This is a genomic window from Streptomyces sp. DSM 40750 (assembly GCF_024612035.1).
Taxonomy (GTDB): Bacteria; Actinomycetota; Actinomycetes; order Streptomycetales; family Streptomycetaceae; genus Streptomyces.
This window is the reverse complement of sequence record NZ_CP102513.1, coordinates 9,557,619-9,580,675: the sequence shown is the minus strand read 5'-3', so window position 1 is coordinate 9,580,675 and position 23,057 is coordinate 9,557,619. Positions and strand designations below refer to the sequence as shown.

Sequence of the window (23,057 nt, the reverse complement as noted above, 5' to 3'; positions counted from 1 at the left end):
TGATCCGGGGTTCCGAGGTCCGGGGTCCGGGGTCCGGACGGTCCTCGCCGAGCGCTCAGTGCTCATGCGGCTCGTACCCCGGAATCGTGCCGTCCGTCTTGCGTACCAGGAACAGGCCGACCATGCCCATGTCGGAGTGGCTCTGGACGTGGCAGTGGTACATCCAGGCGCCGGCGCCGACACCCTCGCCGGCGATGACCTGGAAGCCGAAGGAGTCGGCGGGCCCGACGATCTTGTTGTCGATGACCTGGCTCGGGTCGTCGGGGCCGGTGAGCATGCCGGTGCGGTTGTCGGCCCAGCGGTGACCGTGCAGATGGAAGGTGTGGTAGTACTCGCCGTGGGTGATGACGACGAACTCGACGCGGTCGCCGACGGTGGCGTCGAAGTCGGGGCCGGAGTGGGCGGGCTTGTTGTTGATGAGCATGTCGTTGAAGACGACGGTGACGGTCGTGTCGGGGAGGACGTCTCCCTTGCGGCGGACGATGACCGGGCCGTAGAGGCCCTTGCGGATGCCGCCCGTGCCGTGTTCGGTGCCGACGACATGGTCGTGGTAGTGCCAGTAGCCGGCGCTGCCCGCCCGCCAGGTGCCGTCCTTGCGGGCGCCGGGGGCGTGCGTACGCCAGGTGTAGGTGCGGGTGCCGCCGGGCTCGACGTCGCTCTTGTTCAGCTTGGTGCCGTCGCTGGAGATCTCGTAGTCGAGGCCGTGGACGTGCAGGCTCGCCGCGACGTCCATCGTGTTCTCGAACTCGATGTGCAGCGTGTCGCCCTCGTTGAGCTCGATCAGAGGGCCCGGGATCGAGGCCTTGCCCTTCTCGAAGCCGTAGCCCATCTGCCCGTCGGACAGCTTCTCGGCATACATCTTGATGTGCTTGACGTCGCCGCCGGCCGGGGCCGTCTTCGCCGGCGTGGCGGCGCTCGCGGCCTCCGGGTTGCCGACGGTCTCGATGGCCACGGACAACGATGTCGCGGCAGCCGCGCCGCCCAGCAGCACCCGCCGGTTGAACCCTCGTCTGTCCATTCCGTCCATGCGGAACTCCCCACCCTCATACGGAGTTTGCGAAGACGCGTCTGTGATCAACCTGTGAGACGGTAGCGGCAGCGCGGCTGTTTATCCACACCAAGGACAAAGTTCGTGCCATTGCGGTCATAGGTATTGGCGAGCCGCGCAAAGGGGTCTAGCTTCCTTGGCGCTGTTGCTGTGACCGAGGAGGTGCCCATGTACTTACGAGGGTTGAGCGACGCGAAGAGACGGGCCTGGGCGGCCACCCTGACCGCCTCGGTCGTCACCGCGGGGCTTCTGTCGGGCCCCGCGGCCCATGCGCGTCCGGCGCCGGAGCCGCCGCTGACAACGATGTCGATCAAGTCGCCGCCGGGCGGCGCGGGCCCCCGGGTGCTGATCTTCCACGGCTCCGCGGCGGCCGGGGACGAGTCGCCCGTCGTGAACGCCGGGATCGAGGCGATCGAGCGGATCGGCCTGTCGGGGCCCGCCGCCGAGCGGTTCGAGGTCGTCGCCACCGACGACGCGTCCGTGTTCACCGACGAGACCCGGCTGAGCGGCTTCAACGCCGTGGTCTTCCTCACCGGCGGCGGCGATGTCCTCGATCCCGAGCAGGAGGCGGGACTCGAGACCTACATGGAGGCGGGCGGCGGTTTCGTCGGCGTCCATGACGCGGCCCGCGCCGAGCCGTACTCGGACTGGTTCACGGGCCTGATCGGCGCCCGCCCGGCCGCGTCCAGCCCAACGACCGTACAGCGTGCGACCGTTGAGGTCGGCGACCGGAAGCATCCGGCCACCAAGGACCTTCCCGTGCAGTGGAAGCGGCCGGACAAGTGGCTCAACTGGACGAAGAACCCGTCCGGCACCGTGCACACCGTGGCCCGGGTGCGCGAGTCGACGTACCAGCCGGGCACGAGCGCCAACGGATGGGACCATCCCGTGAGTTGGTGCCGTGACTACGACGGCGGCCGTTCCTTCTACACGGGCATGGGCGGGACCGTCTCGGCGTACGACGAGACCGACTTCCGTACGCATCTGCGCGGCGCCCTGTTGTGGACCTCCCGCCTCACCCAGGCCGACTGCAAGGCGACCATCGACGCCAACTACAAGGCTGAGCGGCTGACGCAGCCCAACCAGCCGGGACAGAACGACCAGATCGGTGAGCCGCACGGCCTGGTCACCGCGCCCGACGGACGGGTCTTCTACATCGGCCGGGGCGGCGCCGACTCGTCCCAGCCCGTGGTCACCGACTGGAACAACCCGGACATCGGCAAGGGCAAGGGCGAGATCCACGTCTACGACCCCAGGACGAAGAAGGTCACCCTCGCGGGCGCGCTCACCGTCTTCGGCAACAAGGGCGGCGGCGATGAGCTGATCAAGGTCGAAGAGGGCCTGCTGGGCATCGAGTTGGACCCCGGCTTCCAGCAGAACGGCTGGGTGTATCTGCACTACACGCCGCACTCCCGGATCAATCGCGACACCCGTATGGCCGAGCGCCGCGTCTCCCGCTTCACCCTCGACCTCGCCACGAACAAGCTGGACCTGAGCAGCGAGAAGGTGCTGCTCAAGTGGCCGGTGCAGATCCACAGTTGCTGTCACGCGGGCGGCGGGATGACCTGGGACTCCGAGGGCAACCTGTACATCGCGACCGGCGACAACAACTCCAGTGGCTTCAGCGGCGGTTACTCGGGCAACAACCCCGAACCCAACTACAAGGGCGTCTCGTTCGCCGACGCCCGCCGCACCGCCGGCAACACCAACAACCTCAACGGCAAGATCCTGCGCATCCACCCGGAGCCCGACGGCACCTACACCCTGCCCGACGGCAACCTCTTCACCGGCAAGGAGACCGACGAGGGCGGCGGCAAGACCCGCGGCGAGATCTATGTGATGGGGGTCAGGAACCCCGCGCGGATCTTCGTCGACAAGCAGACGGACGTCCTGTACGCGGGCTGGGTCGGCCCGGACGCGAGCGCGCCGTCGACGACCTGGGGCCCGGCGAAGTACGACACGTTCGCCGCCATCACCGAGGCGGGCAACCGGGGTTGGCCGTACTGCATGGGCAACAAGCAACCCTACCGGGACCGCAATCTGCCGGACCCGTCGAAGCCGCTCGGCTGGTACGACTGCGACCACCCGAAGAACGAGTCCCCGAACAACGACGGGCTCGTGAATCTGCCCCCGGTGACCGGCAACAACATCTGGTACTCACCGCAAGGCGGCGCCCCCGACTTCCCGCGTGACGCGAACGGCATCCCCTCGTACAAGAACGAGGAGGCCACGTACCTGCTGCCGTGGCTGAAGGGCGGCGGACAGGCCACGATGAACGGGCCGGTGTACCGGTACGACGCGTCCGTCACCGACTCCGGGCGGTGGCCCGCCTACTGGGACGGCAAGTGGTTCGTCGGCGACTTCTACGACGGCGACCAGCCGCGCCACGCGGTGCTCACCGACCCGAAGAACCACGGCAGCGGCGGCCTCCCGATCCACGCGGAGTCGCTGAAGAAGATCGTGCCGGTCGGCACCAACGGCATCAGGAACCTCATGGACTGGAAGTTCGGGCCGGACGGCGCGCTGTACGTCCTCGACTACGGGCGCGGCTTCTTCACCTCGGACGCCAAGTCGGCGTTGTGGCGTGTCACCTACACGGGCGGCGGGCCCACTCCGGCCGCCGACGAGCTGGCGAGGAAGGCGGAGTGATGCGCGAAAGACGCTTGTGGGCGGCCTTGTTGGCGGCCCTGCTGATGGTTCTCGGGCTCACGTCGACGCCCGCGTCCGGCCGTGCGGAGGAGCCACAGGACCCGACCGCCGCCGCCCAGGTGCTCACCTGGACCTCCGGCGACGACATCACCAAGTACACGACCGCCCCGCAGACGGCGGTGGCGGGCCCGACCACCATCGTCTTCGAGAACAGCACCGCGACCGGCAACACCATGGGGATGCCGCACACGTTGACGTTCGACGTCTCCGACCCGGAGTACAACAACGACGTCCCGCTCAACATCCTGGCCAACCCCAGCGACGACCAGGGCGGCCGCCACACCGCCGAGGTGACGCTCACCCCGGGCCGGTACCGCTTCTACTGCACGATCCCCGGGCACGGTCAGATGCAGGGCATCCTCGTGGTGACCGAGGGCACCGGCGAGGACACCACCGCGCCCCAGACGGCGGCCTCGGTCAGCGGGACGCAGAACTCCTCGGGCGCGTACGTCGGTTCGGCGTCCGTGGCGGTGAGCGCGACCGACACGGGCGGCTCGGGTGTCGAGCGGATCGAGTACGCGATCGGCGACACGGGCGCCTGGGTGCCGTACACCACACCCGTCGTGATCGACCAGGTCGGGAACCACAGGGTCCGCTACCGGGCGGTCGACAAGGCGGGCAACACGGCGGCCGAGAAGAGCGTCGAATTCACCGTCGTGGCGCCGCCGACGGACGACACGACGGCGCCGGAGACCTCGGCGACGGTGGCCGGTGAGCGGAACCCTCAGGGCGACTACGTCTCCATGGCGACCGTCACCGTGTCCGCGTCGGACACCGGCTCCGGGGTCAACACCATCGAGTACGCTCTCGGCGACTCGGGTGCCTGGCAGCCGTACACGGCGCCCGTGATGGTGCACGAGGTCGGCACGCACAAGGTGCGGTTCCGGGCGACGGACAAGGCGGGGAACGTCTCGGCCGAGAAGAGCGTCGGGTTCACCGTCGTAGCCCCGCCCGCCGACGACACGACACCGCCGGTGACGGGCGTGACCGTGGAGGGTGACCGGAACTCCGCCGGCGCGTACCTCAGGAGCGCGAAGGTCACCGTCGGCGCGACCGACCACGGCGGCTCGGGTGTCGCCGCCATCGAGTACTCGCTGGACGGCGGCCCCTATCTCGCCTACAGCGCACCGGTGTTGGTCGATCGCGCGGGCACGCACACGGTCATGTACCGGGCGAGTGACAAGGCGGGCAACACGGCCGCGGCACGCTCCGTCAGCTTCACGGTGGTCGCGGGCGGCGGCGTACCGGCGCCCAACTGTGCCGAGTACGACGAGCGGTTGACGGTCCTCGTCGGCACGGTCGACTCGGGTGTGCCGAACCGGGTCACCAACAACCGGTGTCGCATCAACGAGTTGATCGAGGACGAGAAGGAGTGGACGTCCCACGCGCTGTTCCTCAAGCACGTGAAGACCGTCATGGACGGGCTGCTGCGGGAAGGGGTCGTCGACCGGCGCGAGTACGACGCGATCCAGGAGGCGGCCGGGGAGTCCGGCATCGGCAGGCCCGGAGAGACGGAGGGCTACCGGACGATCCTCGACGGCACGGCGGAGTCGTTCGCCAAGTGGCAGCAGGTGGGCGGTGGTTCGTTCGGGCTGAACGCCGACGGCTCGATCACCTCCGGTACGACGAAGGCCGGGCTCGGCATGCTGTGGTTCCCCGAGCGGAAGTACGGCGACTTCTCGTTGCGTCTCCAGTGGCGTGACGACGCGCCCGGCACCTCGAACGCCAACTCCGGTGTGTTCGTGCGGTTCCCGTGGGTCCACGAGCACCCCGAGGAGACGCGGCCGGAGTGGGTGGCCATCAAGTACGGCCATGAGGTGCAGGTCCTCGACCGGCCCGACGGCGACATGTACAAGACGGGCTCGGTCTACGGCTTCGACCGGGTGGGGCTCGCCGGTGCGGGCGTCACCCAGAAGGGCACCTGGAACGACTACGAGATCCGCGTGGTCGACCAGCACTACTCGGTCTACCGCAACGGCGTTCTGATCAACGAGTTCGACAACGTCGGCGGCCAGGACTTCACCCCTGCCCGCTCGGACGACCCGGGCACGGACGGGCGACGGTTCGCCTCCGGCTACCTCGGACTCCAGGTGCACGGCACGACGGATGTCGTCTCCTACCGGGACATCCGGATCAAGGAACTGTAGGAGCCGGTTCGGCTCGGCCCGTTGTCAGTGGCGTACGGCATGCTGTGATCAGTGGCTGCCGTACGCCACCGCGCGCAAGGAGCCCTCAGGTCTTCTTCGCCCTGCTCGGCTGCACCCTCTTGGGCTCCCCCGGCATCTTCGGATACTCCGGCGGATACGGCAGATCCCCGAGCCCATGGTCGTGTTCGTCCCGCGCGGCCAGCTCCAACAGCGCTTCCAGAGAGAACGCGTGGTCGTCCATGTCGGCGTGCACGTCACCGACCTCGGCGAAGCGCGACGGCATGGTCGCCAGGTCGAAGTCGTGGGGCACGGCGACGCCCACCTCGTCCCAGGTGAGGGGCGCGGAGACGGGGGCGTGCGGGCGGGGGCGTACGGAGTAGGCGGAGGCGATGGTCCGGTCGCGGGCGGTCTGGTTGTAGTCGACGAAGATCTTCTCGCCGCGCTCCTCCTTCCACCAGGCCGTGGTCACCTGGTCCGGCATCCGGCGCTCCAGTTCGCGGGCGACGGCGATGGCCGCGCGGCGGACCTGGGAGAAGGTCCAGTCGGGCCGGATCGGCACGAAGACGTGGAGGCCGCGTCCGCCGGAGGTCTTGGGCCAGCCGCGCAGGTCGCCGTAGTCGTGGAGGACGGAGCGGAGTTCGTGGGCGGCGCGAACGGCGTCGGCGTAGTCGGTGCCGGGCTGGGGGTCGAGGTCGATGCGGAGTTCGTCGGGGCGGTCGACGTCGTCGCGGCGTACGGGCCACGGGTGGAAGGTGAGCGTGCCGAACTGGGCGGCCCATACGACGGCGGCGACCTCGGTGGGGCACATCTCGTCGGCGCTGCGGCCGCTGGGGAAGGTGATGTGGGCGGTGGGGATCCAGTCGGGCATGTTCTTGGGGGCCCGCTTCTGGAAGAAGTTCTCGCCGGTCACCCCCTCCGGGTAGCGCTCCAGGGTGGTGGGCCGGTTGCGCAGGGCCCGCAGGATGCCGGGGCCGACGGCGATGTAGTACCGGGCGAGGTCCAGCTTGGTGAAGCCGCGCTCCGGGAAGAAGATCTTGTCCGGGCTGGACAGCCGTACCGTCCGCCCCGCCGCCTCCAGCTCCACCGCTTCACTCATGCGGCCACGGTAGGCGGAGCGGTCAGATGTCGCATACCGGGCGAATCTCGACATAGGGCCGCAGAATCGGAGGCATGGATCTGCCGGTGATGCCGCCCGTGAAACCGATGCTCGCCAAGTCCGTGGCGAAGATCCCGCCGGACATGCACTACGAGGCGAAGTGGGACGGGTTCCGGGCGATCGTGTTCCGCGACGGTGGCGAGGTGGAGATCGGCAGCCGTACCGGGAAGACGCTGACCAGGTACTTTCCCGAGCTGGCGGCGGCGCTGCGGGAGCGGTTGCCGGAGCGCTGTGTGGTGGACGGCGAGATCGTGATCGTCCGGGAGGGGCGGCTGGACTTCGACGCCCTGACCGAGCGCATCCATCCCGCGGACTCCCGCGTCCGGATGCTGGCGGAGACGACCCCGTCCTCCTTCATCGCGTTCGACGTGCTCGCCCTGAACGACGAGTCGCTGCTCGACGTCCCACTCACCGACCGGCGAGCGCTCCTCGAGCTGGCCCTGTCCGAGGTCACCGCCCCCGTCCATCTCGCCCCGGCGACCACGGACCGCGAGCTGGCCGAGCAGTGGTTCGAGCAGTACGAGGGGGCGGGCCTGGACGGGGTGATCGCCAAGCCGCTCAATCTGCGCTACCGGCAGGACGAGCGGGCCATGTTCAAGATCAAGCACGAGCGCACGGCGGACGTGGTGGTCGCCGGCTACCGCCTGCACAAGAGCGGGCCGGTGGTCGGCTCCCTGCTGCTGGGCCTGTACGACGACAGGGGCGCCCTCCAGCACGTGGGTGTGTGCGCCGCGTTCCCCATGAAGCGGCGGGCGGAGCTGGTGGCCGAGTTGGAACCGCTGCGGATGGCGGACGTCGGGGAGCACCCGTGGGCGGCCTGGTCCGACGAGGCGGCGCACGAGACGGCACGGCTGCCGGGCGCGCCGAGCCGCTGGTCGGCGAAGAAGGACTTCTCCTGGGTACCGCTGCGGCCCGAGCAGGTCGCCGAGGTGGCGTACGACCACATGGAGAACGGCGTCCGGTTCCGCCACACGGCCCGCTTCCGGCGCTGGCGCCCGGACCGCACGGCCGAGAGCTGCACATACGCCCAGCTGGAGGAGCCGGTGACCTACGACCTGGCCGAGATCCTCGGCCCCTGACGCTGACCCGGACCATGACCCGGACCCGGACCCGGACCCAGGCCCAGGCCCCGGCCCGGAACCGGACAGTGACGGTCAGGGCTCCATCAGCACCTTCACCGCCCCGTCCTCCTTCCGCTGGAACATCTCGTACGCGTGCGGTGCCTCGGTGAGCGGCAGGCGGTGGGTGGCGAAGGAGTCGACGCCGAGCGGGTCGTCGTCGGTGAGGAGGGGCAGGATGTCGTCGCTCCAGGTGCGGACATTGGCCTGGCCCATGCGCAACCTGATCTGCTTGTCGAACATGGTGAGCAGGGGCAGCGGGTCGACCTTGCCGCCGTAGACGCCTGAGAGGGAAATGGTGCCGCCGCGTCGTACGAGGTCGATGGCCGTGTAGAGGGCGGCCAGCCGGTCCACGCTGAGGCGTTCCGCGAACCGCGCGCCGATCGCCCGGGGCAGATGTCCGGTCGCGTTCTGGGCGAGCCGGGCGGCCGCGCTGCCGTGGGCCTCGGTGCCGACGGCGTCGATCACCGAGTCGGGGCCGCGTCCGGCGGTCCGGTCCTGGAGGGCGCTGACGAGGTCCTTCTCACTGTCGAAGTCCCTGAGGTCGAACGTCTCGACGCCCCGTTCACGCGCCCGCTGCAGCCGCTCGGGCACCAGATCGACTCCGAACACCTGCTCGGCACCGCGCCGCTGGGCCACGCGGCAGGCCATGTCGCCGATGGGGCCGAGGCCGAGCACGGCGACGCTGCCACCGGGCGGGACGTGTGCGTACTCGACCGCCTGCCAGGCGGTGGGGAGTACGTCGGAGAGATAGACGAACCGGTCGTCGGGCGGCCCTTCCGGCACCTTGATCGGCCCGAACTGTGCCTGCGGGACGCGCAGGTACTCGGCCTGGGCGCCCGGGACCGCGCCGTACAGCCGGGTGTAGCCGAAGAGGGCCGCGCCCATGCCCTCGCCGGTGCACTGGGTGGTCTCGCACTGGGTGGGCAGCCCGGTGAGACACATCCAGCAGTTGCCGCAGGCGATCTGGAACGGCACGACGACCCGGTCCCCGGCCGCCAGGTCCGGCACCCCGGCGCCGACCTCCTCGACGATGCCCATGGGTTCGTGGCCGAGGATGTCGCCCGGCGTCATGAACGGCGTGAGCACTTCGTAGAGGTGCAGGTCGGAGCCGCACAGCCCGGTGGAGGTGATGCGCACGATCGCGTCCGTCGGTTCCTGGATCACCGGATCGGGCACGGTCTCCACGCGCACGTCCCGCTTGCCCTGCCACGTCACTGCCTTCATCGCGCCCACGCTCCGTCCCTCGCCTCGGTCAGCACGTGCCGCACGAGTACCCGGCGCCCCTCCCCCGAACCCGAACCGCCCGGATCACCGGGCCTCCAGTGCTGGCCGCCGCCCCGATCGGTCCAGCAGAACGCGCGCGATCAGAGACAAACAGGCATGGCCATCCATGAACGTATAAGCGCACAATCGAAGACAACATGGACGGGGTGGCCACAGTGGGCAGAGGACCGAGGGCGCGGGGGCCACGGCGCCGTGGGACGACGGGGGCACTTCTCGCCGCCCTGACCGCGGGCATCCTGCTGGCCGGCTGCACCGTGGGCGGCCCGAACGACAACGGCCGCGGATCGGACGAGGGCCGCCGGGACGACCGGATCAGCGCACCCCCCGCCGGCTCCCTACTCGCCGTGAAGATCGACAACGTCCGCGCCGCCCGCCCCCAGACCGGCCTCGACGCCGCGGACATCGTCTACGCCGAGCAGGTCGAGGGCGGCCTGAGCCGTCTGATGGCCGTGTACGCGACGAAGTTCCCGGAGACCGTCGGCCCGGTGCGCAGCGCCCGCGAGTCCGACCTGGAACTCCTCCGCCAGTTCGACGAGCCGACTCTCGCCTTCTCCGGCGCCCAGGGCAAACTGCTCCCCCTCATCGACATGGCCCCCCTGCACGCGAAGACCCCCGAGGACGCCGGCGACGCGTTCTTCCGCGGCGACGAGAAGCCCGCTCCCCACAACCTGTACCTACGCCCCGAAAAACTGATCGACTCCCCGCCCGGCACCGACGCCCTCACCACCGGTTTCCACTTCGGCCCGGCACCCGACGGCGGCACTCCCGAAACCTCCCGCACCGTCCGCTACCCGGCGGCCCGCTTCACTTTCACCTGGTCCGACGACCGCCAACGCTGGCTGGTCTCCATGGACGGCACCCCGACGATCACGACGGACGACGTCCGAGTCGCCCCGGCCACGGTCGTCGTGCAGTACGTGACGATCCGCGAGTCCCGGTTCCGCGACTACCTGGGCAACAACACCCCGTACACGGAAACCGTGGGCTCGGGCCGCGCGGAGGTCCTGCGAGACGGCCGGGCCTTCGAGGCGAACTGGGACCGGAGGACACCCACGGACGGCACGGCCTTCACGGCACCGGACGGCAGACAGATGAACTTCGCGGAGGGCCAGGTGTGGGTGGTGTACGCGAAGGCGTGAAGAGTGCTCCGCCGCCGAAGGCCGGCCTGCCTAGCGGAGCGCCTCCGCCGGGCTGCGCAGTGTCTCCGCCGCATCAGCGACCCGTCGTATCAGTTCGAAGAACACTTCCTGCTCCTCCGCCGACAACGGCGCCAAGAACACCTGGTTCATCCGAGCCGTCCGCACGGTGAGCTTGCGATGCGTCCGCACCCCCTCCTCGGTGAGCCGCAGCAGGAACCGTCGCCCGTCCTGCGGATCGCGCATCTTGTCGAGGAGCCCACGGCGCCCGAGCCGGCTGACGACCTCGGACATCGTGGAGCGGTCGAGTCCGACCCGCTCCCCCACCGTGCGCTGGTCGAGCCCGGGCTCGGCGACGAGCGTGTTGAGGACCGCGAACTGCGGCGAGGTGATCTCCTCGGAGACCATCACGTTCCACAGCAGGTAGTGGGCCTGCTGCAGCCTTCGGGCCAGGTGCCCGGGGTGGGTGGAGAGGTCCACCGCGGCCATGTTCGCTCCTCGGCTCGGCTTGGTCCAACACCGTCAAAGACACGGTCGGCAATTCGTTCGTGCACTGAACGATACCCGCCGTCCACCGGAGCGTGTCCATCGCCACGTACACATGTGACCTCACTGTTCTCATGGGCCTTGACGAGGAAGCTGGCGAGTGGCAGCGTGAAGGAAACTTCACCGAAATGCTCAGTGCCCTGATTAATCGGTCACCGGGTGCGCGGACGAGATGGGGCCTCACGGATGGACAAGGTGGTCGCCACAGCCCTGGAGGCGGTGGCCGATGTGCCGGACGGCGCGACACTCGCCGTCGGCGGGTTCGGGCTGAGCGGTGTGCCGAGCGTGCTGATCCAGGCGTTGTACGAGCGTGGGGTCTCGGGTCTCGGAGTGGTGTCGAACAACTGCGGGGCCATGGACACCGGCCTCGCGGTCCTCCTCGCGGCGGGCCGGATCGCCCGGGTGACCGGCTCGTACATCGGTGCGAACAAGGAGTTCGCGCGGCAGTACCTGGCCGGGGAGCTGGAGGTGGAGCTGATCCCGCAGGGCACGCTCGCCGAGCGGCTGCGCGCGGGCGGCGCGGGCATCCCGGCGTTCTTCACCCCGGCCGGTGTGGGCACCCAGGTCGCCGAGGGCGGGCTGCCCTGGCGCTACGACGGCAACGGCGGGGTCTCGCTGGCCTCGCCGCCGAAGGAGGTCCGCGAGTTCGACGGCGCCGAGTACGTGCTGGAGCGCGGCATCCGCACCGACTACGCGCTCGTCCGCGCGGCCAAGGGCGACCGGCACGGCAACCTGGTCTTCAACAAGTCCTCCCGCAACTTCAACCCTCTCTCCGCGATGGCCGGCAAGGTGACGATCGCCGAGGTCGAGGAGCTGGTGGAACCCGGCGAGATCGACCCGGACGCGGTGCACCTCCCGGGCATCTTCGTGCAGCGGGTCATCGCCCTCACCCCCGAGCAGGCGGCGGACAAGAAGATCGAGAAGCGGACGGTCTCCGCCTCCGCGGCAGAGGGAACGGTGAGCGAGTAATGGCCTGGACCCGCGAACAGATGGCCGCCCGAGCCGCACGTGAGCTCGAAGACGGCCAGTACGTCAACCTCGGCATCGGTCTGCCGACACTGATCCCGAACTACCTCCCCAACGACGTCGAGGTGATCCTGGAGTCGGAGAACGGGATCCTCGGCACCGGCCCGTACCCGGCCGAGGACCAGGTCGACCCCGATCTGATCAACGCCGGCAAGGAGACCGTGACGGTCCTGCCCGGAGCCTCGTACTTCGACTCGGCGCTGTCGTTCTCGATGATCCGCGGCGGCCACATCGACGTCGCGGTGCTCGGCGCGATGCAGGTCTCCGCCGGCGGCGACCTGGCCAACTGGGCCGTCCCCGGCAAGATGATCACCGGGATCGGCGGGGCGATGGACCTGGTCCACGGCGCCCGTACGGTCATCGTGGTCATGACCCACACCGCCAAGGACGGCTCGGCGAAGATCCTTCAGGAGTGCGCGCTGCCGCTGACCGGCAAGGCGTGCGTGAACCGGATCATCACCGACCTGGGTGTCCTCGACGTGACCGGCGAGGGCCTGGTGCTGGTGGAGACCGCGCCCGGTGTCACCGCCGAGGAGATCGTCGCGAAGACCGCCGCCAAGGTGCGCATCCCCGAGGAGATCCCGTCATGAGCAACGGTTCGAGCAACGGTCCCAAGGACGTCTACATCGTCGACGCGGTCCGCACCCCGATCGGCCGCTACAACGGCGCTCTGGCGGGCCTGCGCCCCGACGACCTGGCCGCGCACGCCATCCGTGAGCTGCTCGCCCGTACGCCGGACCTGGACCCGGCGCGGATCGAGGACGTGTACTTCGGCAACGCCAACGGCGCCGGCGAGGAGAACCGCAACGTCGGCCGCATGGCCGCGCTGCTCGCGGGCCTGCCGACCTCCGTGCCCGGCGTGACCGTGAACCGCCTCTGCGCCTCCGGCCTGGAGGCCGTGATCCAGGCGGCCCGCGCCATCGCGCTCGGCGACGCCTCGATCGCCGTGGCCGGCGGTGTCGAGTCCATGACCCGCGCCCCGTACGTACTGCCCAAGAGCGACCGGCCCTTCCCCGCCGGGCACACCGAGCTGTACTCCACCACCCTCGGCTGGCGCATGGTCAACCCGAAGATGGACCCGCAGTGGACCATCCCGCTCGGCGAGTCGGCCGAACTCATCGCCGACAAGCACAAGATCAGCCGGGAGCAGCAGGACGAGTTCGCGCTGGCCTCCCACCAGAAGGCCGCCCGGGCGCAGGCCGCCGGGGCCTTCGACGGTGAGATCGCCGCCGTCTCCATCCCGCAGCGCAAGGGCGACCCGCACGTCTTCGGTGCCGACGAGTGCGTACGGGCCGACGCCTCCCTCGCGGCGATGGCGAAGCTGAAGCCGTCCTTCCGCACCTCCGAGGGGACGGTCACCGCGGGCAACGCCTCCCCGCTCAACGACGGTGCGGCCGCGCTGCTGCTGGTGGACGAGGAGGGCCTGGCGGCAACCGGTCGCGAGCCGCTCGCCCGGGTCTCGGCGTCCGGGGTCTCCGCGATCGACCCGCACTACTTCGGACTCGCCCCCGTCGAGGCGGTTACGCGTGCGCTGGCCAAGGCGGGCAAGGGATTTGGCGATCTGTCGGTCCTGGAGCTGAACGAGGCCTTCGCCGCGCAGGTGCTCGGCTGTGTCGCCGAGTGGCCCGAGTTCGACCCTGCGATCCTCAACCCGCAGGGCGGTGCGATCGCCCTCGGCCATCCGCTGGGTGCCTCGGGTGCGCGGCTCGCCGGCACGGTCGCCCATCAGCTCGCGCGGCGCGGCAGCGGGGTTGGCGTCGCCACGCTGTGCATCGGGGTGGGGCAGGGACTCGCCCTCGTATTGGAACGTTGAGCACCGTTTGCGACTGCGGGCTGTATATGGCTGGTCGCGCCCGCGCGGCGGAGCCGCATATCGATACAGCCCCGCGCCCCTCCGGGGCGCTGCGCTACCCCCGATTCAACGGAACCGTCAGAGAGCTCAGGAACCCGGTATGACACTCACCCAGCACGACATCGACCAGGAGATCGCGGCCGAGCACGCCGCGTACGAGAAGCGGGTCGCCGACGGTGCGCCGGTCGAGCACCAGCCGCGCCGCGACTACGCCCCGTACCGCTCCTCGGTGCTGCGGCACCCGAAGCAGCCGCCCATCGGCATCGACGTCACCAAGGACCCGGAGCTGGTGGAGCTGTCCTCCCCCGCCTTCGGCGAGCGGGACATCACCGAGATCGACAACGATCTCACCCGGCAGCACAACGGCGAGCCGATCGGTGAGCGCATCACCGTCTCCGGCCGGCTCCTCGACCGCGACGGGCGCCCCCTGCGGGGCCAGCTGGTCGAGATCTGGCAGTCCAACTCGGCGGGCCGCTACGCCCACCAGCGCGAGCAGCACGACGCGCCGCTGGACCCGAACTTCACGGGCGTCGGCCGCACGCTGACCGACGACAACGGGCACTACCACTTCACGACGATCCAGCCGGGCCCGTACCCGTGGCGCCAGCACGTCAACGCCTGGCGGCCGGCCCACATCCACTTCTCGCTCTTCGGCTCCGCGTTCACGCAGCGGCTCGTGACGCAGATGTACTTCCCGAGCGACCCGCTGTTCCCGTACGACCCGATCATCCAGTCGGTGACGGACGACGCGGCCCGGCAGCGGCTGGTCGCCACATACGACCACAGCCTGTCCGTGCCGGAGTTCTCGATGGGCTACCACTGGGACATCGTGCTCGACGGGCCGAAGGCCACCTGGATCGAAGAAGGACGCTGACCTGCCATGACGAAGATCGACACAAACCGCCCGGAGACGGTGCTCCCGACCCCGTCGCACACCGTCGGCCCCTTCTACGGCCACGCCCTGCCCTTCCCCGGCGGCGGCGACATCGCCCCCGTCGGCCACCCGGACACCATCTCCCTCCAGGGCTACATCCTCGACGGCGAGGGCAACCCGCTGCCGGACGCCTTCCTGGAGCTGTGGGGCCCGGACCCGGACGGCAACCTCTCCCAGGTCGACGGCTCCATGCGCCGCGACCCGGCGAGCGGCGGCTTCCTGGGCCGCAACGGCGTCGAGTTCACCGGCTGGGGTCGCGTCCAGACCGACGCCAACGGCCACTGGACGGCGCGTACGCTGCGGCCCGGCGCGCGCGGGCAGAACGCGCCGTATCTCAGCGTGTGCGTCTTCGCTCGCGGCCTGCTCGTCCATCTGTTCACCCGGATCTATCTGCCGGGCGACGAGGCCGCGCTGTCCGCCGACCCGCTGCTCTCCCGGGTGGACGAGGCGCGCCGGGGCACGCTGATCGCCGAGGAACAGGGCAACGGCACCTACCGTTTCGACATCCGCCTTCAGGGCGAAGGCGAGACGGTCTTCCTGGAGTTCCAGTGACTTCTGCCGATGCCGACACCGGTCTGCTCGCCCCCGGGTGGACCGGTTCCCCGGCCGCGGCCTCGACCAGCGACAGCGCCTACCTCCAGGCACTGCTCGACGCCGAGGCCGCGCTGACCCGCGCCCAGGCCGCGCTGGGGCTGGTCCCCGCCGAGGCAGGGCCCGCGGTGACATCGGCGGCGGCCGCCGACGCCTGCGCGGTCGACGTGTCGTCGCTCGCGGAGCGCGCCCGCAGCGGCGGCAACCCGGTGATCCCGCTGGTCGCGGACCTCACGAAGGCGGTGGGCACCGAGTACGGCCCGTACGTCCACCGGGGCGCGACCAGCCAGGACATCATGGACACGGCGACGATGCTGGTCGCCGCCCGCACCCTCGACCTCGTGCTGGCCGACCTCGGCCGCACCGAGTCCGCCCTGGCCTCGGTCGCCGCCGCGCACCGGGACACCGCGATGCCCGGGCGCACCCTCACCCAGCACGCCGTGCCGACGACCTTCGGGCTGAAGGCGGCGGGCTGGCGCTCGCTGGTCCTGGACGCCCGGGACCGGCTCGCGGTCGTACGCGCGAGTCTGCCCGCGCAACTCGGGGGCGCGGCGGGCACCTTGGCGGCCTTCACGGTCTTCGGGGCGGCCGACACGCGCGCGCTGACCGCCGCCTACGCCCGCGAACTCGGTTTGCGTGAGCCCGAGTTGCCCTGGCACACCCTGCGCACGCCGATCGCGGACCTCGCCGGAGTGCTCGCCTTCGCCGCGGGCGCCCTGGGGAAGATCGCGGTGGACGTGCTCACCCTGGCCCGGACCGAGATCGCGGAGGTCGCCGAGGGCAGCGGGGGCGGTTCGTCGGCGATGCCGCACAAGGCGAACCCCGTGCGGTCCACGCTGATCGCGGCGGCTGCCCGGCGGGCGCCCCAGTTGGCGGCGACGTTGTACGGCGCGCTGGCCGCCGAGGACGAGCGGCCGGCCGGGGCCTGGCACGCCGAGTGGGAGCCGTTGCGCGATCTGCTCCGGCTGGTCGGGGGTGCCGCCCGGGACGCGGTGGAACTCACGCAGGGCCTCCGGGTGAACGTCGACGTGATGCGGCAGCATCTGGACCTCACCCACGGATTGATCGTCTCCGAGCGGCTGGCCGCCGAACTGGCCCCCGTGCTCGGCCGGGCCCGCGCCAAGGAACTGCTCACCCGGGCCGCCAAGCGTGTCCACGCCGAAGGCCGACCACTGGGCGAACTTCTGGCCGAGGAGCCGGAGTTGAAGGACCTGGACCTCGCCGACCTCACCGACCCCACCCGCTACACCGGCTCCGCCGGAGCCCTCACCGACCGTGCCCTGGAGCGACGTTGACCGACAAGCTGCTCAACCACCGTGCGGAGGGCTCCACTTCCGCTCCTCCGCTGCTGCTCGGCCCCTCCCTCGGCACCTCCACCAAGCTGTGGGACAAGGTGGCGCCCGAGCTGTCGATCACGCACCGCGTGATCCGCTGGGACCTGCCGGGGCACGGCGACTCCCCGGCCGCCCTGATCTCCCCGGGCGCGTCGGTCGCCGACCTGGCCGGACTGGTGCTGGCCTTGGCGGACTCGCTCGGCGTCGACCGGTTCGCGTACGCGGGCGTGTCCCTCGGCGGCGCGGTCGGTCTCCACCTCGCCGCGCACCACCCGGAGCGGGTTACGTCCCTCTCCGTGATCTGCTCCTCGGCCCACTTCAACGGCGCCAAGCCGTGGCAGGAGCGCGCCGAGGTGGTGCGCCGGGAGGGCCTGGCCGGGCTCGCCGAGACGGCCGACTCCCGTTGGTTCACACCCGGGTTCACGGTGCCGGAGCTGGTCGACGACCATCGCGACGCCGATCCGGATGCGTACGCGGCCTGCTGTGACGCCCTCGCCGCGTTCGACATCCGCGACGACCTGTCCAAGATCACCGCGCCGACCCTTCTCATCGCCGGCCGCCAGGACCCGGCGACACCGCCCGCGCATCTGCGGGAGATCGCGGACGCGGTGCCCGGATCGTCGCTCACCGAGATCTCCGGCGCCTCCCATCTCGCGCCCGCCGAACGCCCGGAGGCCGTACTGGCCGCGTTGCGCGGGCACTTCGACGGCTTCATGAAGCGCGGTATGGAGGTGCGCCGCCAGGTCCTCGGCGACACGCACGTGGATCGCGCCCAGTCCCGGCAGACACCCTTCACGGCCCGCTTCCAGGACTTCATCTCCCGCTATGCCTGGGGCGAGATCTGGACCGACCCGACGCTGTCCCGCCGCGAACGCAGCATGATCACGCTGACCGCGCTGGTGGCCCACGGTCACTACGACGAGCTGGCCATGCACGTCCGGGCGGCCCGCCGCAACGGGCTCACCCCGGAGGAGATCGGCGCCGTACTCCTCCAGACCGCCGTGTACTGCGGCGTCCCGGCGGCGAACTCGGCGTTCGCGGCGGCTCAGCGAGTGCTCGCCGAGGAGGACGCGGAGCAGGCCTGACCTGTGGGCAGGACGCCTGATCCGTGGGCGGGACGCCTGATCCGTGGGCGGGACGCCTGATCCGTGGGCAGGACGCCTGATCCGTGGGCGGGACGCCTGCTATCCGCGGGCAGGACCCGGGAGGCCGCTTCACCCGGCGTCAGCCGATCCGGGCGAGTGCCTCCCGTGCCTGCCTGACCAGGCCGTCCGCGCCGCAGGACGCGGCCAGGGTCAGGCCCCGGTTGAGTTCGGAGGTCGAGCGGATGGCGATGCCGTATTCGACGCGGGCCGCCGCGTGCTCGAAGGCGGAGGGTGAGGCCGCCAGGTAGGTGACCGCCTTGGCGTACAGGGCGGCGGCCCGTTTGCCGGTGGCGAGGTAGGCCTCGACGCGGAGGGCCTCTCCGATGGCGGTGTCCGTGCCGAGGCGTTCGGCACGACGGCGGACGCTCATGGCGAGTTCGGCGGCGCGCCGCGGGTCCTCGTTGGCGAGTGCCCGGGCCAGGTCTCCGCCCCAGGGAGCGACGACCGTGTTCTGGTGCCCCCGGGCGGCCGCCGCCTTCTCGGCGGCCTCCAGTTCGTTGATGCCATCCTTGGTACGGCCGACGGCGAGCAGCAGCCGGCCCCGTACGGAGCGGGGGTCGGGCACCACGATGGTGGACGGGTACGGAGGCGCGAAGCCCTGCTCCTCGGCGACCTTCCAGGCCTCCTGGACATGGCCGCGAGCGAGCAGCGTGTCGACGAGATGGCAGGTCGCCCCCCAGTGCACGGGCAGTCCACGGCCGACCCGTTCGGCGAAGGCCAGCGACTTGCGCAGGGATTCCTCCGCGTCCTTGAGGCGACCCCGCATGCGATGGCCGTGCCCGACGTAGGTGTGGGCCAGGGCGAGATGGCCGCCGGTCCACCCGGCGGACTCGTAGGTGCGCAGGGCCTCCGTGTAGAGGCTCTCGGCCCGGTCGAGCCGGTCCGCGTAGGCGTACGCGATGGCCAGCATCAGCAGCAGTTCGATGCCCCATTCGCTGTCGGTCCAGCCGAGGCCCGGCGCCAGACGGCCGTTGACGAGGGCGCGGTCGCAGAACTCGACGGCCTCCTCGGCGTTCTCGCCCCGCGCCACCGCGTCGAAGCCGCGCAGGATGAGCAGCGCGCGCTCGGAGTTGTCCTTCCCCGTGCAGGTCGCGGCGAGGGCGGCGAGTTCCTGGGAGTGGGTCGGCGAGAGTTCCACGTCGGCGTGGATGACCTCCCACATGTAGTGCGCGGCCTGGAGCCGCATCCGGGCCGGGCCCGGTTCCAGCCGGGCGGCCTCCGCGTCGACCGTGCGGACGGCCTCCTCCAACTGGTCGTTGTGGAGCAGCGCCTGGGAGAGACGGAAGACGGCGTCCACGCGCTCGGCGCTGTCGAGACCCGGTTCGGCGAGCGCCGAGCGGAGGTAGTCGACGGTGGTGGCGGGCGAGGTGAGGAGGGTGGCGCAACCCAGTTCGTAGAGCACGCGGGCCCGGACGTCCGGCAGCGGCGGCTCCTTCAGGGCTCGCTCCAGACAGCGGCGCGCGGCGTCCGGGGCGCCCACGGCGAGGTGTTCCGTCGCGGCGGCCCGCAGCTGCTCGACCAGATCGGCCTCGCCGTCCGGGTGCACTTCGATGAGATGGCGGGAGGCGGCCGCGGGGCCGCGCCCGGACTCGGTGACGACGGTCGCGGCCACTCCGTGGAACGCGGTGCGGACACCCGGCGGGATCGAGTCGTAGACGGCGGTGGCGATCAGTGGGTGCACGAACTCCAGATCGCCGTCGTCCACCTGCCGGTTGGCCGGGTCGGGCTCCGTGAGGATGCGGGCCTGGGTGAGCAGGTCGGCGCACTCCTTCGCCGTGTCCCGGGACAGGGAGGCGAGGCGGGCCACGATGTCCACGGTGATACCGGTGTGGAGGATGGCCGCGGCCCAGGCGAAACGCGTGGCTTCGACGCCGAGTTTCTCGAGGCGGGCGACGAGGCCGTCCCCACGCGCCGTGCTGTTCAGCGCGCGGAGTTTGGCGGCGGAGTCCTCGACCGGGTCCAGCTGGCTGTCCTTCACCTTGGCGAGGAGTTCGACCGTGAGGTACGGGTTGCCGCCGGTGACCGCCCACACCTCGCGGCAGAACGCGTCGTCCGCGTGCTCACCGACCGTGGTGCGGGTGAGCCCGGCGGCGGCTTCGGGGGTGAGCGCGCTGATCCTGGTGACGGGGCCGGCCTCGGCGGCGACCGACTGGAGATAGCGGGCCCGCTCGCCGGTGGCCTCGCCCGGGCGGCGGGCGACCACGACGAGGACGCACATGTCGGTGAGCCGCCCGGTGAGTTCGGACAACCAGTGCAGGGTCTCCTGGTCGGCCCAGTGGGCGTCGTCGATCAGGAGCACGAGCGGCCAGGTCCGCCGGGCGAGCCGGTTCACGGCGGCGACGATCCCGTCGCACACGTGCTGCGGGTCGGCCGGTGTCTCGCCCGGCTCGGCGAGCCCGAGCGCGGGCCCGGCGATGTCGTACCAGTCGCCCAGGTAGTCGCGTGTCTCCCCCTCCAACAGCCCCAGCAACGCGGGCTGCAGCAACTGCCGTACGACGTTGAAGGGGACGGACGTGACGGTCTCGCCGCCGCGTGCGTACCAGGCCGTGCAGCCGCGTTCCTCGGCGATGCGGCGGGCCTCGGTGAGGACGGCGGTCTTACCGATGCCCGCCTCGCCGCTGAACACCAGGACGCTGCCCGGAGACGCCTTGTCGACACGGAGTTCGTCGATCGCCTGTGTAATGGCGGCGATCTCCGCGTCGCGCTCCCACAGGGAAGCCGAGGCGGCCGCGTCGGGCCGTGCCTCCGTCATCCCGCTACCTCCCCAGGTCGCCAAACGACGTACGGTCATTGAGCGTAGCCCCCTGGCCGCCGGAGTGGAGGCTGGTCCGGGCACCCATTGCCGTGTCGGGTGACAGCGGAGGGCGCAGGGGCGACGCATCCGGCCCCCCACCTGCCACGTTGAAAGTGATTGGCCGTCAACTGCCGTGATCGAGCTTGACTTTGTGGCCGTCGCCGGACGTGTGCCCGCCACGGCTCGAATCCGACCCGGTTGAGGTTCACGGACGCTCGATCACTGGTGTGACGTCGTCTGCGCAGAGTCCCGTGCGGTCGCCGGGGCGGCTGGTCAAGCGTCGAACACGGCCGGTCTCCGGGGGAAATCGGGTGCCGAACGCACGAATAACGGTCCCCTCTCATCCACTTTTCACTCCGGCCTCATACGGTTGCTCCATGACGCAGGTGACTCCTCCCGGCTGGTACCCCGACCCCGGGCAGACAAATGACGCGCCCGCCACCGAGCGCTGGTGGGACGGCAAGGCATGGACGGACCAGGTCCGGCCCGCGGGTTCGGCCGCGGGCTTCGGTCCCCCGGTCCACCCGCCGGGCGCGGGGCCGTACCCGCCGGGCGCGGGACCATACCCACCGGGGGCCGGCCCGTACCCGCCCGGGGCCGGGGCCTATGCCGGGTACCCGGGATACCCGGTCCCGGCGCCGAAGCGCGGCCTGCGCACCGGGATAGCCGTCGCCGTGGCGGCGGCGGTCCTGGCCAGCATCGGGGTCGGCGTGTATGCCCTGACCAGCAACGACGGCGGCAGTGAGGGCAGTACGACGTCCCAGGGTTCCGGCGGGCAGAACGGCCAGGGCGGTACCGACGGCGGTCAGGGCGGGCCGGGCGGCAACTCCGGTGGTTCGGGCGGCTCCGGCGGCCAGACCCCGGGGCCCGACGGATCCGGGCAGCCGCCGCAGACCGAGGAGGGATACGCCACCGACTCGGCCAGCGGCATCAGCATCCCGGTGCCCGACGGCTGGGTCGCCTCGCCCCTGCAGACCGGCGTGCAGGTGTCGACGGAGGCGTCGTACGAATGTCCGGCCGACCCCTCGAAGACCTGCACGCGGGGCGGCGCCTACTCGATGCCTGCCGAACTGCTGAAGCTGAAGGCCACCACGGCCGAGGCGGCGGCCAAGGAGGATATCGCCCAGAGCGCCGAGGCCGCCTATGGAACCGCGGGCTACGGGAAGATCACCTCGCACGAGGAGCTGGCCTCCGAGGCGGTGACCGTGGCCGGCGAGAAGGGCTACTTCGTGCGCTGGAAGGTGGTCACGAGCAAGGGCGACGACGGCTATGCCGAGTCGCTCGTCTTCCCGTCCCCGGCCGACTCCTCGCAGCTCGTCGTGGTCCGCTTCGGTATCGACGTGAGCGACGAGGCGCCCGAGTTGTCGATCATCGACGACATCACCAAGGGCATCAAGAAGGCGTCGATCAGCGGCGGCGGCAGCGGTCAGGACGTGTGATCCTTCACACCCCGGAACGACCCTTCGCACGAAACAGCCGGCCGGGTGGGATTCCTCTCCGCTCCAGAGGAACCCCACCCGGCCGGGGGTACGCGCCGCCCCCGTCCCCACGGTGCGGCGCGATCAGGTCGTCGTCCGGTCAAACCGCGGACGGCGGCCCGAGTCTCACGTAAGGCCGAGCGTCGGGAGCACGGCCGCCTCGATGAACTTGATGATGTACGTCTCGTCCGCGTCCTGACCCTCCAGGACCGGGCGGGCCCGCAGCACACCGAAGATCTGCGCCGGGACGAACTCCAGCGCCGGGTGGTCCGCAGGGACCTCGCCCCGGGCGACGCCGCGGTCGACCATCCCCTTGAGCGCTTCGATCTCCGGCTGGACCATCGCGTCGCGCAGGGCCGACTGCAACTCCTCGTCCTGTACGACCGCGTGGCCGAGCGCCTGCAACAGCCGGCCTTCCAGGACGTAGCCCTCACCGGCGCGCCGGGCCACCTCGCGCAGGTCCCCGGCGAGGGTGCCGGTGTCGATCCCGCAGAAGCGGACACTGCGGCGTGCGCGCAGCGCGGCCGCCACGAACTGCGGCTTCGTCCTCCACTGCCGGTAGAGCGTCGACTTGCTGCACCGCGTGCTCGCGGCGACGCCCTCCATGGTCACCGAGTCGTAACCGCACTCACGGACCTGTTCGAGCACAGCGTCGAGGAACTCCTGCTCACGCTCGGGCGTGAGTTTGGAGCGGCGCGAGGCGACGGCCGTCTCCGGCCCGTCCGCTGCCTGCGACGTCATGGCCCTTGTCTCCTT

At 70.8% G+C, this 23,057-nt stretch carries 18 protein-coding genes and 1 pseudogene; 13 read left to right on the top strand and 6 right to left on the bottom strand.

What is annotated here, in order from left to right; genetic code table 11:
• Positions 1–55: 55 nt before the first annotated feature.
• A complete protein-coding gene (locus tag JIX55_RS41935; RefSeq protein ID WP_257568436.1) occupies positions 56–1,027 on the bottom strand; it encodes a multicopper oxidase domain-containing protein in 972 nt (323 codons plus the stop codon).
• A gap of 189 nt (positions 1,028–1,216) precedes the next feature.
• Here JIX55_RS41935 and JIX55_RS41930 point away from each other — a divergent pair, with 189 nt between their 5' ends.
• Positions 1,217–3,697: a ThuA domain-containing protein gene (locus JIX55_RS41930; RefSeq protein WP_257568435.1), complete on the top strand. Its 2,481-nt coding sequence runs from the start codon at positions 1,217–1,219 to the stop codon at positions 3,695–3,697.
• Entirely contained in the window at positions 3,697–5,904 is a 2,208-nt protein-coding gene (locus JIX55_RS41925) for an OmpL47-type beta-barrel domain-containing protein (RefSeq protein ID WP_257568434.1), read from the top strand. The genes JIX55_RS41930 and JIX55_RS41925 overlap by 1 nt, the downstream gene beginning before the upstream one ends.
• A gap of 85 nt (positions 5,905–5,989) precedes the next feature.
• Here JIX55_RS41925 and ligD read toward each other — a convergent pair whose 3' ends face one another.
• Positions 5,990–7,000: a non-homologous end-joining DNA ligase gene (ligD, locus tag JIX55_RS41920; RefSeq protein ID WP_257568433.1), complete on the bottom strand. Its 1,011-nt coding sequence runs from the start codon at positions 6,998–7,000 to the stop codon at positions 5,990–5,992.
• 74 nt (positions 7,001–7,074) lie between these two features.
• On the opposite strand from ligD, the gene JIX55_RS41915 reads away from it, so the two are divergent.
• On the top strand, positions 7,075–8,139 hold the full coding sequence (locus JIX55_RS41915) for an ATP-dependent DNA ligase (protein ID WP_257568432.1): 1,065 nt from the start codon (positions 7,075–7,077) through the stop codon (positions 8,137–8,139).
• A 75-nt stretch (positions 8,140–8,214) separates the two neighbouring features.
• Here the strand turns inward: JIX55_RS41915 and JIX55_RS41910 are convergent, their stop codons facing one another.
• Positions 8,215–9,405, bottom strand: a complete 1,191-nt coding sequence (locus tag JIX55_RS41910) for a zinc-dependent alcohol dehydrogenase (protein WP_257568431.1) — start codon at positions 9,403–9,405, stop codon at positions 8,215–8,217.
• A gap of 197 nt (positions 9,406–9,602) precedes the next feature.
• Here JIX55_RS41910 and JIX55_RS41905 point away from each other — a divergent pair, with 197 nt between their 5' ends.
• Positions 9,603–10,604 (top strand): DUF3048 domain-containing protein, encoded by a 1,002-nt coding sequence (locus JIX55_RS41905; protein WP_257568430.1) that lies wholly within the window; start codon positions 9,603–9,605, stop codon positions 10,602–10,604.
• Between the two features lie 30 nt (positions 10,605–10,634).
• Here the strand turns inward: JIX55_RS41905 and JIX55_RS41900 are convergent, their stop codons facing one another.
• On the bottom strand, positions 10,635–11,090 hold the full coding sequence (locus JIX55_RS41900; protein ID WP_257568429.1) for a MarR family winged helix-turn-helix transcriptional regulator: 456 nt from the start codon (positions 11,088–11,090) through the stop codon (positions 10,635–10,637).
• A gap of 243 nt (positions 11,091–11,333) precedes the next feature.
• Between JIX55_RS41900 and JIX55_RS41895 the strand changes: the two genes are divergently transcribed.
• From JIX55_RS41895 to pcaDC, 7 genes are all read left to right on the top strand, one after another.
• Complete coding sequence (locus tag JIX55_RS41895; RefSeq protein WP_257568428.1) at positions 11,334–12,116, top strand: CoA transferase subunit A; 783 nt, start codon at positions 11,334–11,336, stop codon at positions 12,114–12,116.
• Complete coding sequence (locus JIX55_RS41890; protein ID WP_257568427.1) at positions 12,116–12,763, top strand: CoA transferase subunit B; 648 nt, start codon at positions 12,116–12,118, stop codon at positions 12,761–12,763. The genes JIX55_RS41895 and JIX55_RS41890 overlap by 1 nt, the downstream gene beginning before the upstream one ends.
• A complete protein-coding gene (locus tag JIX55_RS41885) occupies positions 12,760–13,986 on the top strand; it encodes a thiolase family protein (RefSeq protein WP_257568426.1) in 1,227 nt (408 codons plus the stop codon). Before JIX55_RS41890 ends, JIX55_RS41885 begins: the two co-directional genes overlap by 4 nt.
• A gap of 139 nt (positions 13,987–14,125) precedes the next feature.
• The gene (pcaH, locus tag JIX55_RS41880; protein WP_257537533.1) at positions 14,126–14,899 is read left to right on the top strand and encodes a protocatechuate 3,4-dioxygenase subunit beta; all 774 of its coding nucleotides are present in this window, start codon (positions 14,126–14,128) and stop codon (positions 14,897–14,899) included.
• Between the two features lie 6 nt (positions 14,900–14,905).
• A complete protein-coding gene (pcaG, locus tag JIX55_RS41875) occupies positions 14,906–15,511 on the top strand; it encodes a protocatechuate 3,4-dioxygenase subunit alpha (RefSeq protein ID WP_257568425.1) in 606 nt (201 codons plus the stop codon).
• Positions 15,508–16,845 (top strand): 3-carboxy-cis,cis-muconate cycloisomerase, encoded by a 1,338-nt coding sequence (gene pcaB / locus JIX55_RS41870; RefSeq protein ID WP_257568424.1) that lies wholly within the window; start codon positions 15,508–15,510, stop codon positions 16,843–16,845. Before pcaG ends, pcaB begins: the two co-directional genes overlap by 4 nt.
• Positions 16,842–17,969 carry a bifunctional 3-oxoadipate enol-lactonase/4-carboxymuconolactone decarboxylase PcaDC gene (gene pcaDC, locus JIX55_RS41865; RefSeq protein WP_257568423.1) on the top strand — a complete coding sequence of 376 codons (1,128 nt, stop codon included), beginning with the start codon at positions 16,842–16,844 and terminating at the stop codon, positions 17,967–17,969. Before pcaB ends, pcaDC begins: the two co-directional genes overlap by 4 nt.
• A gap of 139 nt (positions 17,970–18,108) precedes the next feature.
• Here pcaDC and JIX55_RS41860 read toward each other — a convergent pair whose 3' ends face one another.
• On the bottom strand, positions 18,109–20,781 hold the full coding sequence (locus JIX55_RS41860) for an ATP-binding protein (protein ID WP_257568422.1): 2,673 nt from the start codon (positions 20,779–20,781) through the stop codon (positions 18,109–18,111).
• Positions 20,782–21,200: 419 nt separating this feature from the next.
• Between JIX55_RS41860 and JIX55_RS51040 the strand changes: the two are divergent.
• Together JIX55_RS51040 and JIX55_RS41855 are read left to right on the top strand one after the other, a co-directional pair.
• Positions 21,201–21,314 (top strand): annotated as a pseudogene (locus tag JIX55_RS51040) (DUF2510 domain-containing protein); the annotation flags it as partial.
• Between the two features lie 183 nt (positions 21,315–21,497).
• Positions 21,498–22,262: a hypothetical protein gene (locus tag JIX55_RS41855; protein WP_306820136.1), complete on the top strand. Its 765-nt coding sequence runs from the start codon at positions 21,498–21,500 to the stop codon at positions 22,260–22,262.
• 165 nt (positions 22,263–22,427) lie between these two features.
• On the opposite strand, the gene JIX55_RS41850 is transcribed toward JIX55_RS41855, so the two are convergent.
• A complete protein-coding gene (locus tag JIX55_RS41850) occupies positions 22,428–23,042 on the bottom strand; it encodes a TetR/AcrR family transcriptional regulator (protein ID WP_257568420.1) in 615 nt (204 codons plus the stop codon).
• Between the last annotated feature and the right edge of the window lie 15 nt (positions 23,043–23,057).

Excerpts from the sequence above, each read along its gene's own strand:
- JIX55_RS41935 (WP_257568436.1), bottom strand. The coding sequence starts at position 1,027 with ATGGACGGAATGGACAGACGAGGGTTCAACCGGCGGGTGCTGCTGGGC.
- JIX55_RS41930 (WP_257568435.1), top strand. The coding sequence starts at position 1,217 with ATGTACTTACGAGGGTTGAGCGACGCGAAGAGACGGGCCTGGGCGGCC.
- JIX55_RS41925 (WP_257568434.1), top strand. The coding sequence starts at position 3,697 with ATGCGCGAAAGACGCTTGTGGGCGGCCTTGTTGGCGGCCCTGCTGATG.
- ligD (WP_257568433.1), bottom strand. The coding sequence starts at position 7,000 with ATGAGTGAAGCGGTGGAGCTGGAGGCGGCGGGGCGGACGGTACGGCTG.
- JIX55_RS41915 (WP_257568432.1), top strand. The coding sequence starts at position 7,075 with ATGGATCTGCCGGTGATGCCGCCCGTGAAACCGATGCTCGCCAAGTCC.
- JIX55_RS41910 (WP_257568431.1), bottom strand. The coding sequence starts at position 9,405 with ATGAAGGCAGTGACGTGGCAGGGCAAGCGGGACGTGCGCGTGGAGACC.
- JIX55_RS41905 (WP_257568430.1), top strand. The coding sequence starts at position 9,603 with ATGGACGGGGTGGCCACAGTGGGCAGAGGACCGAGGGCGCGGGGGCCA.
- JIX55_RS41900 (WP_257568429.1), bottom strand. The coding sequence starts at position 11,090 with ATGGCCGCGGTGGACCTCTCCACCCACCCCGGGCACCTGGCCCGAAGG.
- JIX55_RS41895 (WP_257568428.1), top strand. The coding sequence starts at position 11,334 with ATGGACAAGGTGGTCGCCACAGCCCTGGAGGCGGTGGCCGATGTGCCG.
- JIX55_RS41890 (WP_257568427.1), top strand. The coding sequence starts at position 12,116 with ATGGCCTGGACCCGCGAACAGATGGCCGCCCGAGCCGCACGTGAGCTC.
- JIX55_RS41885 (WP_257568426.1), top strand. The coding sequence starts at position 12,760 with ATGAGCAACGGTTCGAGCAACGGTCCCAAGGACGTCTACATCGTCGAC.
- pcaH (WP_257537533.1), top strand. The coding sequence starts at position 14,126 with ATGACACTCACCCAGCACGACATCGACCAGGAGATCGCGGCCGAGCAC.
- pcaG (WP_257568425.1), top strand. The coding sequence starts at position 14,906 with ATGACGAAGATCGACACAAACCGCCCGGAGACGGTGCTCCCGACCCCG.
- JIX55_RS41860 (WP_257568422.1), bottom strand. The coding sequence starts at position 20,781 with ATGACGGAGGCACGGCCCGACGCGGCCGCCTCGGCTTCCCTGTGGGAG.
- JIX55_RS41850 (WP_257568420.1), bottom strand. The coding sequence starts at position 23,042 with ATGACGTCGCAGGCAGCGGACGGGCCGGAGACGGCCGTCGCCTCGCGC.